Origin of the sequence: Flavivirga eckloniae (genome assembly GCF_002886045.1) — a bacterium.
GTDB lineage: Bacteria > Bacteroidota > Bacteroidia > Flavobacteriales > Flavobacteriaceae > Flavivirga > Flavivirga eckloniae.
In genome coordinates this window covers 4,215,097-4,229,579 of record NZ_CP025791.1, presented here as the reverse complement: position 1 = coordinate 4,229,579, position 14,483 = coordinate 4,215,097, and the positions used below count along the sequence as shown (strand labels likewise).

11 protein-coding genes and 2 pseudogenes are annotated in these 14,483 nt (G+C 34.3%); 11 read left to right on the top strand and 2 right to left on the bottom strand.

The annotated features are described in order from the left end of the window. Positions 1 to 211: 211 nt before the first annotated feature. A complete protein-coding gene (locus C1H87_RS17575; protein WP_158655264.1) occupies positions 212 to 1,147 on the bottom strand; it encodes a helix-turn-helix domain-containing protein in 936 nt (311 codons plus the stop codon). Between the two features lie 890 nt (positions 1,148 to 2,037). Between C1H87_RS17575 and C1H87_RS17570 the strand changes: the two genes are divergently transcribed. The 5 genes and pseudogenes from C1H87_RS17570 (at position 2,038) to C1H87_RS17555 (ending at position 7,870) form a co-directional block, all read left to right on the top strand. Then, complete coding sequence (locus C1H87_RS17570; protein ID WP_199769303.1) at positions 2,038 to 2,307, top strand: hypothetical protein; 270 nt, start codon at positions 2,038 to 2,040, stop codon at positions 2,305 to 2,307. A 2-nt stretch (positions 2,308 to 2,309) separates the two neighbouring features. Beyond that, the gene (locus C1H87_RS17565; RefSeq protein WP_102757067.1) at positions 2,310 to 3,710 is read left to right on the top strand and encodes an amidase family protein; all 1,401 of its coding nucleotides are present in this window, start codon (positions 2,310 to 2,312) and stop codon (positions 3,708 to 3,710) included. Beyond that, positions 3,710 to 5,086, top strand: a pseudogene (gene gatB / locus C1H87_RS23770) (Asp-tRNA(Asn)/Glu-tRNA(Gln) amidotransferase subunit GatB); the annotation flags it as partial. The gene C1H87_RS17565 and the pseudogene gatB, both read left to right, overlap by 1 nt. 141 nt (positions 5,087 to 5,227) lie before the next feature. Further along, positions 5,228 to 7,057: pseudogene (gene aspS, locus C1H87_RS23765) on the top strand (aspartate--tRNA ligase); the annotation flags it as partial. Between the two features lie 270 nt (positions 7,058 to 7,327). Further along, positions 7,328 to 7,870, top strand: a complete 543-nt coding sequence (locus C1H87_RS17555; protein WP_102757065.1) for a DUF2911 domain-containing protein — start codon at positions 7,328 to 7,330, stop codon at positions 7,868 to 7,870. A gap of 276 nt (positions 7,871 to 8,146) precedes the next feature. On the opposite strand, the gene C1H87_RS17550 is transcribed toward C1H87_RS17555, so the two are convergent. Then, entirely contained in the window at positions 8,147 to 8,776 is a 630-nt protein-coding gene (locus C1H87_RS17550; RefSeq protein WP_102757064.1) for a 7-carboxy-7-deazaguanine synthase QueE, read from the bottom strand. 399 nt (positions 8,777 to 9,175) lie between these two features. Here C1H87_RS17550 and C1H87_RS17545 point away from each other — a divergent pair, with 399 nt between their 5' ends. The 6 genes from C1H87_RS17545 (at position 9,176) to C1H87_RS17520 (ending at position 14,474) form a co-directional block, all read left to right on the top strand. Continuing rightward, complete coding sequence (locus C1H87_RS17545; RefSeq protein WP_102757063.1) at positions 9,176 to 9,853, top strand: PA14 domain-containing protein; 678 nt, start codon at positions 9,176 to 9,178, stop codon at positions 9,851 to 9,853. Positions 9,854 to 9,984: 131 nt separating this feature from the next. Further along, the gene (locus C1H87_RS17540; RefSeq protein WP_102757062.1) at positions 9,985 to 10,659 is read left to right on the top strand and encodes a PA14 domain-containing protein; all 675 of its coding nucleotides are present in this window, start codon (positions 9,985 to 9,987) and stop codon (positions 10,657 to 10,659) included. Positions 10,660 to 11,254: 595 nt separating this feature from the next. Continuing rightward, on the top strand, positions 11,255 to 11,482 hold the full coding sequence (locus C1H87_RS17535; protein ID WP_102757061.1) for a hypothetical protein: 228 nt from the start codon (positions 11,255 to 11,257) through the stop codon (positions 11,480 to 11,482). A 116-nt stretch (positions 11,483 to 11,598) separates the two neighbouring features. Next, entirely contained in the window at positions 11,599 to 12,222 is a 624-nt protein-coding gene (locus C1H87_RS17530) for a hypothetical protein (RefSeq protein WP_102757060.1), read from the top strand. Positions 12,223 to 12,319: 97 nt separating this feature from the next. Next, positions 12,320 to 13,867, top strand: a complete 1,548-nt coding sequence (locus C1H87_RS17525) for a helicase HerA-like domain-containing protein (RefSeq protein ID WP_102757059.1) — start codon at positions 12,320 to 12,322, stop codon at positions 13,865 to 13,867. 46 nt (positions 13,868 to 13,913) lie between these two features. Next, entirely contained in the window at positions 13,914 to 14,474 is a 561-nt protein-coding gene (locus C1H87_RS17520; RefSeq protein WP_102757058.1) for a hypothetical protein, read from the top strand. Positions 14,475 to 14,483 lie beyond the last annotated feature (9 nt).

The window sequence follows — 14,483 nt, the reverse complement described above, 5'->3', positions numbered from 1 at the left end:
GCAAAGATATAAAGCCCATGATTTAAAATACCCCCCAAAAAGACTAAAAACCCCCAAAAAGGACATTTCTCTTTAATTATTTTTCACAAAGTGAAGAAAACTATGCAACTGCTTGTAAAGCATGGCAGCTACTAAACAAAAGACTGCTTATAGTTTGGTAAATTCGATTAAAATCGAAAAGAGATCTACCTTAACTTAAAACGTTTTTTCGCTATTTTTTCTTGTAAAATGATGGCAATTTACCATTGTGTTTTAAAAACACATTAGAAAAATTACTAGCTTTTTCATAACCAAATCTTAAAGCTATGTCGTTAATTTTATGACCTTTATTTTCTATCAAATCTTTAGCTTTTCGCATTTGGGCTTTTTGAAAATATTGCAACAACGACACACCATAAGCCTCCTTAAAATCATGCTTAAGTTTTGTTGGAGATATTTTAAATTTGCCACACAAATACTCAATTCCAACAAATTTGCCCTCCAGATTTTCCTTTAAAAAGTTTTCAATTTTTAATTGCTTTAAAAGGGCTACATTAGATAAATTGGGGTTTAGCTTTATATTTTTAGTTTCTTCTAAAAACAAATCCTGAATACATTTATACACTTTAAACTTTAAAGCAAATACATTGGCTACACCCTGATACCCTTTTTCTAGAATAGTTTTTGCAATATCATGAAACTCATTATTAACAAAATTGGTATCTCCAGACCATACAATATGCGTTTGGTCTTTAGAATTAAAAAAATCCTTAAAACTATTATTATTAAATCTTAAATCGCTAAAAATATTACGAGTTAACCACTTTTCTGTAAAATAAATAGTTAGATGTTCTGCCTTTGTTCCTTTTAATTGACTATCCACATAAGTTGTTGCGGGTTTTACCAAACTCCATGTTTCATTCGTATAATTAATATCACTATTAGTTGGTCTCTTTTTAAATAGCTTATTTTCTAAAACATTATAGCTTAATGAATAATATTCAATAGGTATATACTCATCGTATATCATTTTAAAACATACATTCGTTTTATAAAATGCCTTAGCATACATAACCCAAAGACCTTCTTCCAACTCCTGATAATGCATGTCTGCTTCAAAAAAAAGATTATCGTTTTTTATGATTTGGTTTTTTGTATCACAATTCATAAACGGCATTCTCCTCACACTCTCAATCATTACTTTTGGTGAATTCATCAAAAAATTCAATTCAAAAAAGCCATCTTTATATGTAAAAAAATATTTTTTAAAGTGAGTAAACCAGTTATTTATTCTTTTGGTTAGCATAGATTATCGTCCTAAGTTCTAATTTGAGGCTATTTAATTGTCTGTTTCATTAATTAAGATATTACCCCAACAAATCTCATACCGATTTTATCAAAAAAGTATTATTAATTTGTAAACAATCACTTCACACTATCATATGCGTGTAACCTTTATCTTAATATTACTTTTATAACATTAAAACTTTATTTAGAAAGACCGGGACAACTCTATTAAGAAATAGATAACAAAACTATCCAATAATCATTAAACGGAGCTATACAAAAATGATTGTTTTCATTAAATTTTCAGTCAACAAGCATCAAAAGTGTAAATAACATAGTTAATATTAACGGTTACTCTAAAGCTTATTTATATTTAAACTTTTCAGTTTAACAAATATTAGCCCATGGAAACCTTTACTGTTTCATATGGTTACAATTTAATAGACAGAACAGGAATAAAATCATTTTTCCTTACTTTTTGCTGTAAAATATTCTGTAAAGAATTAAGCCCAAACGAATAATTATTGTAGAACTAATAAATTAATTTTAAGTTTTTTAATAATATGACAATAAAAATATTCCACGAGTAAAAAATGATGTTTAGTAAATTTATTCTATCTATCTTTGACAATAGAACGAGTACTATGACAAGAAATAATAACAATAATAATTTCAATAATCCTAATTTTTAGGACTGGAAGGTTATTGTTTAAAAATATGTAAAGCCTTCCGAATTCGGAAGGCTTTTTTATTAATCTAATAAATGAAACCATGAGTAAAATTATGACAGTCGACGTATTGTCGAGTATTAAAGGCGCACAACCTTCCGAGGCTGTAAATAAGTTATTTGATGTAATTAAAAATGCACAAGCAACAAATAATAATCCCTTTGATCATAATCATAATAATTGCGTATCTATAAATAATTTGAGGGATGATGAAGTGATTGAAAGCTCTGCTTTAGAAAAACAAATCATAAAAGAGAATTTCCCAAAAGAGAAAAATGGCTATTTAGTAGTTTCTAAAGTTATTGAAGAATAGATATGGAATCTCAAATACAACACATCCATAAGCAACTGCTGGATAAGAAAATATCTTGTGTAGACTTGGTACAAGAAAAACTAAGCTTACTTAAAGAGAATACTCATAACACCGTAAACTCTTTATTAACAGACTTGGCTTTAGAACGAGCAGCCCTGGTAGATGCCAAAATTGCAAATGGCGAGACCATTGGCTTACTAGAAGGAATTCCGTTTGGAATTAAAGACGTATACATGCTACAAGGCACGTATACAACAGCAAGCTCAGACTTACTCAAAAACTACAAATCGGCATATACAGCTACTGCCATTCAAAAATTATTGGATGCGGGCGCTATACCAATTGTTAAGGAAAACTGCGATAGTTTTGGCCATGGATCATCGAGCGAAAACACCATTTTTGGTGCCGTAAAAAACGCTGTAAACCCAGAATTAGTTGGAGGAGGTTCCAGTGGCGGATCTGCCGTAAACGTTGCTAAAGACTATACCATTTTTTCTATTGGTGGCGATACCGGTGGTTCTGTACGTCAGCCCGCAGGCTATAATAACGTATACGGTTTAAAACCAACCTACGGGCGTATTTCGCGTTATGGTTTAATGGCTTACGCTTCATCTACAGATTGCGTAGGACCATTGGCAAAATCTGTTGAAGATATCCGTATTGTTTTAAACACCATGAGTGGTAAAGACACAAAGGATCAAACCACATACACTTCTAAAACTATAGAAGAAGACAGTATTTTAAATGCATCCAACATTAAAACTGTTGGCTATTTTAAAAACTTTATTGAAAGCGAAGCCATAGATGCACAAATAAAAGCCGATTTTTTAGCAACTATCGAAAAAATAAAAGCAAAAGGTATAGAAGTAAAAGAACTCGATTTCTTTAAATCTGATATTCTGGTTTCTACCTATTATACTTTAGCTATGGCAGAAACAGCCTCTAATCTATCGCGTTTAGACGGTACGAATTACGGCGACCGTATAGAAGATAAAAACCTAAAGGAATCGTACGCTATTACCCGATCAGAGAAATTTTCCGAAGAAACCAAACGAAGAATTGTTGGTGGTAACCAGGTATTATCTCAGGGGTTTTCCGATGAAATCTATTTAAAAGGTCTCGCTTTAAGAGATGCTATTTCTGAAAATTTTGAAAAAGATTTTGAAGAAGTCGATATCATCCTATCGCCTGTTACACCTAGTAGACCTCCAAAAATCGGAGATAGTTTAAAAGACCCTTTAGCCATGTATTTATCCGATGCCTATACCGTAGGTTTTAGTTTAGGACACCTGCCAACCCTAACCATTCCTCAAGGTACAGAAACAGGCTTACAACTTACGGCAGCAAAAAATAATGACGAACTCGTTTTGAAGTTTGCTAACTTCTTAAAAGACATGATATAATGGAACTGGAACAATTAGACGCGGCATTAAAAGCCCACGAGTTAGAATTGGTAATCGGACTAGAAACCCACGTACGATTAAATACCAAAACCAAGTTGTTTTGTTCTTGCCCAAACGGCGACATGGAAACACTAACACCAAACGAAAATATATGCTCTGTTTGTACAGGACAAATGGGGGTTTTACCTGCCATTAACAAAGAAGCACTTAATAAAGCTATTTATTTTGGAAAAGCTGTAAAGTCATCTTTCGAAAACGATGTGATTTCATGGGACAGAAAACATTACGAATACCCGGATAACCCAAAGAACATCCAAATTACGCAGTTTCACAACCCCATCATACCAGACGGACAGGTATCTTGTTACCGAAACGATGGGTCTCAATTCACCGTTAATTTAACGCAAGTGCATATTGAGGAAGATGCTGCTAAATTGATGCACGAAAAAAAGGTTTCGCTGGTCGATTTTAATAAAGCCGGTGTTCCCCTTATAGAAATTGTAACAGAACCATGTATTCGCCATATTGAAGATGCTTCAATTTATGCGCAGTACATTCAACGTATCGTTCAGAATTTAAAAATATCTGAAGCTAACCTTGAAAAAGGAGAATTTAAATCGGACGTTTCTGTATCATTACGTAAAAAACACAGTTATGTTTTAAACCCACGTACCGAAATAAAAAACTTAAACTCGTTTAAGTTTATGGTAGAAGCTTTAAAAGAAGAAGTTGAAAAACAATTCAACTACTACATCGAACACAAGGAGTTTCGACCAGAACAAACCACCGTTTTATGGGATGCCGAATTAAAGCAAACCAAAACGATGCGTAAAAAGGAGTTCGAGGCCGATTATCGTTTTATATCAGAACCCGATTTACCTTTTGTTTCTATTAAAGAAGTAGTCGATTCTATTCAGGTAGATACCAGTACCCTGCCCTATGCCGTAGAATCAATCTTGATTAAAGGCGGCGTGCTACCACAGGATGCCAAATTTTTTACAGCAGATTCCTTACGCTCAAAAACGTTTATGACAATAAACAAAGCGCTTAACGACCCATCGTTTGTTGCAAAAACGTTAGTGAATAATATTGGTGCAGACGAGTATGCAGATATACACAGAATTGAACACCTTATTGAAATTTTCCAACTTTTCAAGGATGAGAAAATAACATCCGTATTAGTTCAAAATGCCATAACGTCTTATCTAAAAGACAGGGATTTCAATTACAACAAGTATTTTGAAGACAATACAATCTCTAAATCTCAAATTGAGGATGCCATTGCAAAAGTAATTTCAGAGAATGAAGCTGTTGCAAACGATATCAAAGCTGGTAACCAAGGAAAAGCTGGTATTTTAGTAGGTAAGGTCATTGCCATTATTGGTAAAGGTGCTTCCGGAAAAGTAATTCGAGAAGAGATTCTTAATCAGTTGCAAAGCTCTGCATCAGCAAAAACAGAGCAGCCAACAACCAGCAGTCAACAACCAGCAACCAACAATGGGCAACCAACTACAAAAATACAAGAAGAGGTTTTACCAGAAATTCCTATCGTTATAAAAGACGAATACAGAACGCATTTAATTTCGGATATCTCTGAAGCTAATATCTCCGAGGATGTTACTTTTTCGGGCTGGGTATCGAGTGTTCGAGATCATGGAGAGCTTATTTTTATTGATTTACGAGACTCCAGCAACGAAGTTTTCCAAGTACGACTAAGTAGAGAATCGTTCCCTAACTTAGACGAGCTTGTAAAATTAAAACCCGAATCGGTTATAACGGTTACTGGAACCATTGTTAAACGTAATGATGATGATTTTAATGCAGCTTTACGTACAGGTGAAATAGAAATGGAAACGGCTTCCTTAGAAATTTTAAACCTGTCCAGAACATTACCTTTCGAAATTAAAAGAGCCACGAAAACCAACGAGAATGTTCGTTTTAAACACAAGTACTTAGATCATAGAAATGATGATGTTCGTAGGGTTATCGTTAATCGACATAAGGTAATTAAAATGATGCGCGATATTTTAGACGAGCAAAATTTCCTTGAAATTGAAACGCCTATTTTAAGTGCAGGAACAGACGAAGGTGCAAGAGAGTTTATAGTACCTTCCCGTAAACAAGCAGGTGCATTTTACACCTTACCACAAGCACCTCAGCAATTTAAACAAATGCTTATGGTAAGTGGTTACGAAAAGTACTTCCAAATTGCCCGTTGTTTTAGGGATGAAGATTCCCGAGGCGATCGTCAGCCGGAATTCACACAATTGGATATCGAAATGGCCTATGCCAGTATGCAACAAATTATAGACTTGAACACAAACATGTTTAACGACATCGTTAAGAAAATTTACGGTAAAAAATGGATTTTACATCCGTTTGAAGTACTTACCTATAAAGAAGCGATGGATAATTACGGTTGCGACAGACCCGATTTACGTTTTGGTTTAAAACTACAAGACATAACAGATATTGTAAAAGATACAACCTTCCAGGTATTCAGCAAACCTATTGAAGAAGGCGGTATTGTAAAATGCATCAAAGTATCAGCTCAAGAACAAGGAAACAAACGTTTATCTAAAGGACAAATAGAAAAGTTAACTGCTATTGCTCAGCAAAACGGCTTAGGCGGTTTAGCATATATTATTGTTAACGAGAACGATTTACAATCGCCAATTATCAAGTTTTTAGGCGAAGATATTGCTACTGGTATTATTAAAGCTACAGATGCTCAAATAGGCGATATTGTATTTTTCTCTGCCGCAGATTATGCAACGGCCAATAAAGCCCTGGATGCAGTTCGTCAAGAGCTGGGAAGTATGTTGCGCTTAATCAACCCTAAGGAGCTAAGACCTGCCTGGGTGGTGGACTTCCCTATGTTTGAAAAAACAGATGAAGGACGCTGGACGTTTACTCACAACCCTTTCTCCATGCCTGCCATTTATGATATTGAAAAACATATGAATGGTAACGACGATGAAATGGGAAACATTATTGCCCAACAATACGATCTTATTCTAAATGGTTACGAAATAGGAGGCGGTTCGGTTCGTGCCCATAAGCCCGAAATATTAGAAGCCACTTATAAGAACATGGGATACAACAAAGAAGAAATGCTTAAAAGCGTTGGCACCATGTACGAATCCTTCCATTATGGCGCGCCGCCTCATGGAGGTATTGCATGGGGTGTAGACAGACTAATGATGATCTTGGAGAAAAAAGCATCCATTCGAGAAGTCATGGCTTTCCCAAAAACAGGAACCAGTGAAGATTTATTATTCGGAGCACCTTCTTTATTATCGGATAAAAAGGTAGAAGAAATGAACGTGAAAATAATGAAAAAGTAATTTTTCGCACTATAAAACCTTACAAAGAGGGTATCTAAAAAGTGTCATTCAGAACATAGTGAAGAATCTCATAAAATTAAACATCTGTTTATTAAAGTGTTGAGATTTTTCGACTGCGCTCAAAATGACAATTCAAGAACTTTTTAGACACCTTCTTTTTTTATGCTCCAAAATGTAAACTTTAACATCGGCAAACGACTTTTATAAGAATCTTAACAGGATTTACATTTATCTTTAAAAAATTCTAATCTTAAAACGTAAAAACTCATTATGAAAAAATCAACATTTTTCTCAGCAATTGCTTTTGCATTTATTATGCTATTATCTGCCAATGTGAATGCTCAAAAATTCTCAAAATTAGATAAGAGCCCGATGGATGCCGCTGCATTTCCTACAAGCTACAAAGACGCCAATAAACTTATTAAAATAGTTTATAGTAGACCTCAACTTAAAGGAAGAGACATGGCTACTTTAGCACCAAATGGTAAAGTTTGGAGACTAGGAGCTAACGAAGCTGCTGAACTAACTTTATATACAGATATGAAATTAGGAAAGACCTCTGTAAAAGCAGGGACTTATACATTTTATGCTATTCCGGGAGATAAAGAATGGACAGCAATTATTAGTAAAGACTTAAACGTTTGGGGATCTTATTTCTATAAAGAAGGTAACGATGTGGCACGTTTATCTGTACCTGTAACATCTGGAGAACCTTTAGACGCATTCTCTATTGCTTTTGCCGAAGGAGATGGTAACATAAACATGCATTTAGGATGGGGAACAACGAGAGTTGCAGTACCTTTTACAAAGTAATAAGCTAGAAGCTAGAAGCTAGAAGCTAGAAGCTAGAAGCTAGAAGCTAGAAGCTAGAAGCTAGAAGCTAGAAGCTAGAAGCTAGGCAAAACTAAAATGTTCCTATTTAGTATAAAACTATTAGGAACATTTTTATTTTTATCATTCAACCAAACAGAACACTGCCTATTGCCTATTGCCTATTGCCTATTACCTATTACCTATTTACCTATTGCCTATTGCCTATTACCTATTGCCTACTGCCTACTGCCTACTGCCTACTAAACACTAAAAAACTCAAGGAATATTCAAATACTTATGCGTTTGAAGCGATACTTTCCATTTAGGATTAGCCATAACATAATCTACAATCTCTGGCACTACCTTATCTCGCTTACTCCATTCCGGTTGTAAATACAAAATGCAGTCTTTATTAACTTTAGCCGCTTGCTCTTCAGCAAAACGAAAATCATCTTTATTATAAATAATCATCTTAAGTTCATCAGCCTTCTCATAAGCCTCTTCAGTGGGCAGCTTTGTTTTTTTTGGAGATAAACAAACCCAATCCCAAGTACCAGTAAATTTATAAGCACCAGATGTTTCTATATGTACCTGAAGCCCTTTGTCTTTTAATCGCTCTGTTAAAACTGTCATATCCCACATTAAAGGCTCACCTCCAGTTACAACAATAGTATCGCTGTACTTTTTGGCATTTTCAACAATGTTAACAGTCTCGGTAGGTGGATGTAAATTGGCATTCCAACTTTCTTTAACATCGCACCAATGGCATCCCACATCACATCCCCCAATACGAATAAAATAAGCAGCAGTTCCCTTATGGTACCCTTCGCCCTGAATCGTATAAAACTCTTCCATTAAAGGAAGCATTTCCCCTCTATCTATCTGTAACTGAATCATTTCTTTCATAGGCCGCAAAGATACATATAAATGCCTATTTTCATACCTAGTTTTTATATTTAGATTTGCCTCTTCTCTTTTTGTAAATCTGTTACAGCTCGGTTTAATTTTGCATCCCAAAAATCTATTTAAATTAAGGAAGTCGTTTAAATTTCATAAAGAGAAAAAAGATATTTATTCTTACAAAAATAGAAGCTTAAAACCTACATTATGAAATTATTAAATGACATAAAGTTCTTTCTTAAATTATAGCCAAACCCCTTCGTTTACAGAGAGTAAGCTATTATAAATCGCCATTTAAAGAGACCGTATCATCCTTACCTTGTTATATTATACTTTGATTTTAAATTCTGTTTTTATAATTTGACTTTGTTTAATTGAAATGAACACCCCTAAATCTCTCAACAAATGAAAAAAATTGCCTATTCTATGCTACTGTTTTGTATACATTATTCTGGTTTTTCCCAGGTAGGTATTGGAACAACAAATCCGCAGGCCCAACTTGATGTTACCGGCGGAAATGTCAGATTTTCAGATTATGGTACCGGCACTATAACAGGTACCGAAACATACCTTTTAAGTGTAGATAGCGATGGAAATATCATTGAATCTCCCTTAAACACAGTTAATCGTACTGGGCTTCAATACTATACATGGGACATATCCAACACAAGCCAACCCAATATTGATAATATAAGAGCTCTGGGCGTATCTACCTCTCAAGGCGTACACAACGGTAATTTAAACGATGCTGCTCGAGCTGCAATAGCACCCGATAATAATGGATACATAATTTATTATACAGGTACTATACGTGTTAATAATACAGGAACATTTACATTTAATGCAAGATCTGATGATGGTAGCAGGATTTACATAGACAATGTTCTTGTTCTTGAAAATTGGTTCGATCAACCTTCTACCACGCGCTCTAATAGTGTTACTCTGGCACAGGGAGATCATAAAATTGAATTTTGGTACTATGAAAACACCATTAGTGAATTTATGGAATTTACCTGGGGTGCAAATCCAGATTCTTACCCTGTTGGTTCCATAATTAACGCCAACCAATTTTTTACTAAATAAGTAAACAGAATTAATAAACTGTAATAAAACATAAAACAGTATGCCTTTTAAATACTATTTATAAAACAAATACATCCCCCCACACATGAATAAATTTAAAGTAAGTAACTCCTTAACCACTCTAACAAAGAATGAAAAAAGCAGTCTATCACGCAGTAATATTTTTTTGGGTGTATGGCCATACATTTGCTCAAATAGGCATTGGAACAAACAATCCCCAGGCGCAACTTGATGTTGACAATGGGACTGTTAAATTTTCTAGCTATGGAAATGGTACAATCATAGGAACCGAACAATTTTTATTAGGAGTAGAAAATGACGGAGATATTATTGAAATTCCTTTAAACAAAGGACTGCAATATCATACATGGGATATAGTAAATACCACCCAACCCAATATTGGTAATAAACGCACATTGGGTATATCTACTTCTCAAGGCATTTTAAATAACGACATGAACGATGCTGCGTTATTAGCTATAGCACCAGACGCCGATGGATTTATTGTACGTTATTCAGGAATACTTAGAGTTAAAAACACAGGAACTTTTACACTTAATGCCAGAACTAATGATGGCAGTAGAGTATTTATAGACGATATTCTAGTTATTGAAAACTGGACAGATAACCCTCCGCCTCTTGCAACAGTTAGCGGTAGTATTACATTGGCAGAAGGAGAGCACAAAATAGAATTTTGGTATTACGAAAATTTTGGAACTATTTCTATGCTATTTACTTGGGGAACAAATCCAGATTCTTATGTTGTAGGCTCTACTATAAACGCTAATCAGTTTTTCGTTAAATAAATTAGCTGTTAAAATATCGTTTACATCAAAAACTCTGCTAAATCAGTTATTAATTCTTACAAGTCTCGAAGCAATGCGCCTACATCTGTTTTTTTAATAAGCAACATAAAAACCTTACTTTAATAGTAACCACATCCCTTTATTTACCGAGGGTTCAACCTTGTATCTAATAACTCAAAAAAAGGTTTAGGCCTCTATTGTTCATTATATTATATTTTGATTTTAATTTCTCGTTGTTTAAATTCATATGTTATAATTGAAAAACAAATTGCTCTAAATCCCTCTTATAAAATGAAAAAAATGGCTTACTCTATAATGTTGCTTTGTACGCGCTATTATGTTTTTTCCTAAATACATAATTAGTACGATAAATCCAGACTCTTGTACAGTAAGTTCGTTTGTAAGTATTAATTTACTATTAACGTGAATGTTAAGTAAGAAAATTTGTGCTAGTTTGAGTAATTTTCACAAAAAATCGATTAACAACATATTAATGAAAAAAACTAAATGACTTAAAGCAAATAATATTGACATAAATGCTTTATTTAATATATTAGTGACATAAATAAATTGCTTTTTCACACACTCTCAAACAATGAAAAAAATAGTTTATTCTTTAATGCCAGTTCGTGGTCATTATAATAACTTTATCCAAATGGGCTTCAGTTATACTAATCCACAAGCTCGAATTGATGTTTCCGGTGGTAACATTAAATCCCCTTATTATGGAACTGGTGCTGTAACAGATAGAGAAACATCTGTGTTAAGTATGGATGAGCAATGCAGATATTGTCTTACCATTCCATTTTTGTTAAACAAGTAAAGTAACCCAATAATAATCTCTAAATTAAATAACTTAAAACAAACATATGACATAAATAGAAATACATTATTTATTTAATAACCAAAGTAAATTGCTTAATAACCTCTCTCTCCAAAATGAAAAAAATAACCTACTGTGTTATAATGCTGCTATGCAGTTATTATAGCTTCTCTCAAGTTGGAATTGGTACGACCTCTCCAACTGCCGAATTAGAAATTGAAACAACTAACACCGGGATTCCTGCATTAGAATTAAACCCGCAATCTGCACCAACCGGTTCTGTAACCGGGCAACTCGCCGTTATTGGTGACAAACTATTTATGTACGATGCAACCAGAGCCAAATGGCTTAGTACTGAAACTACAGCACTTCAATATGGTTACGCATTCACTGCAGATGATGATATGCTATGGTTTGGAGGAGACCTTGGGGACGATTCATCTACAGAAAATGATACCGGACCAAAAATGCCTTTCGATGGTACTATTGTTTACTTAACCATAGAATCTTCAGGAGGAAATACATCTAAAAGTTTTGATCTTGTAATTAATGGCTCCAATGTGGGAAACAATGCAGACCCTACCCTAGATGGAAGGTTTAGCCTTTCTGGAGGTTCTTTTACAAGAACTACGTTTAACATCGATTTTAACGCTGGGGATTATATCATGTTAAAAGCCAGATCTGCCGGTTCTGGTGTTGATGACCCTGCTGCGATTATTTGGGTAAAATGGCGTGAATAATAGAAGAAACTCCTTAAAAAAGAAGATATGTTTTATAATTACTACTAATTTTTTTCTTCTTCTTTTTTTCCTGTATTTTTAGGCAAAATTCTAATGTATGGATAATAAGGAGGCTTTTTTCAAACTCATAACCGAAGGCAATACGACTAAAGGGGATTTTATTCCAATAGGTGCTGCCATGTTAAACGGTGAAACCGTTACGGGTGCTCATGTAAAAATACCTTTAAAAACCATGAATCGTCATGGTTTAATTGCCGGTGCAACCGGAACAGGGAAAACAAAATCATTACAAGTTTTAGCAGAAAACTTGAGCGATAAAGGTGTTCCTGTATTACTTATGGATATTAAGGGAGATTTAAGCGGATTGGCACAACCAAGTCCTGGACACCCAAAAATTGATGAACGTCATGAAAAAATAGGGCTTCCGTTTGAGGCTAAAAGTTTTCCTGTTGAAATTTTAACACTTTCCGAACAAGAAGGGGTGCGCTTAAGAGCAACCGTAAGCGAGTTTGGTCCCGTATTGCTTTCTAGAATCTTAGATTTAACCGAAACACAATCCGGAATTGTAGCCGTTATATTCCAATACTGCGACGACAATAAATTACCTATCCTCGATTTAAAGGATTTTAAAAAAATATTACAATACGCCACCCAAGAAGGAAAAGCTGAATTTGCAGAAGCTTATGGTAGAATTTCAACAGCGTCTACCGGAGCTATTTTGCGAAAAGTTGTTGAGTTGGAACAACAAGGCGCAGATTTGTTTTTTGGTGAAACATCTTTCGACACTCAAGACCTGTTACGAATAGATGAGAATGGCCGTGGTTATATCAACATTATAAGATTAACCGATATACAAGATAGGCCTAAGTTGTTCTCTACATTTATGCTAAGTTTATTAGCAGAAATATATTCAACATTTCCAGAACAAGGTGATAGCGACAGACCTGAATTAATTCTATTTATAGACGAAGCTCATTTAATATTTAATGAAGCATCAAAAGCATTATTGAGCCAAATAGAAAGCATTGTAAAATTAATACGAAGTAAAGGAGTAGGATTATATTTTGTAACGCAAAACCCAACAGACGTTCCTGAAGCTGTTTTAGGGCAACTGGGTTTAAAAGTACAACACGCCTTAAGAGCATTTACCGCTAAAGATAGAAAGGCTATAAAATTAACCGCTGAAAATTACCCGGACTCTGAGTATTACGACACTACAGAAGTACTAACATCATTAGGTATTGGGGAAGCTTTAGTATCTGCTTTAGATGAAAAAGGTAGACCAACACCACTGGCTGCTACCATGATGCGAGCTCCTATGAGTAGAATGGATATTTTAACCGAAACGGAATTAAGTACATTACTTTCCGAATCAAAACTGGTAAAAAAATACAATAAGGACATTGATAGGGAAAGTGCTTATGAAATACTTAATGAAAAAATAAAACAAGCCGAAGCCGAAGAAGCTAAAGAGAAAGCCCGACAAGAAAAGGAAGCTCTTAAAAAAGCGGCATCCAAAAAACGTACATCGACACGTTCTTCCAGCAGAAGAAGCACCAGAATGAATCCAATTGTTAAAGTACTCACAAGTGCTACATTTATAAGAAGCGTTTTTGGTATTTTAACCAAAGTACTTAAAAAATAGTACTAGACCATTACAGTTTACTAACCTCAAAATCATTTTTAAAATAATGTACAAACCATTTTTAAGCCTTATAATACTTAGCCTTTTATTTTCCAGTTGCAAGAAGGAACAAGATCCTTTTGAAATTGGTAAACAACATCTTGGATTATTAACAGACTCTACCCAAGTAAAAGACCTTGAAAGTATTTTTGCTAAAGACTCGTTAGTAAAATTTATTAGCGGTGACGAATTTGCAGGCGGTACAAACAACATAGATGTATATGAAAAAGGTGGCAAGCAGCTTTTAAGCCTTTCCCCCTACCAAGCTTTAGACTCTACATCGGTTATAGAAAGTATTCAAATCATCGATCCAAGATATAAAACCGACAAGGGCATCTCTAACCTAAGCACATTTAAAGAAATTTCGAGTGCTTATAAGATTTCGAAAATAAATAGCCTGATTAACTCTGTGCATATCATTGTAAATGAACTAAACGCAAGTTTTGTTATAGATAAAAAAGAACTTCCTGCAAATCTTAGATTTAATATGGACGTAAAATTAGAAGCAACGCATATTCCAGATAACGCCAAAATAAAATATTTTTTCTTAAACTGGAATATGCATTAGCATGAAAAC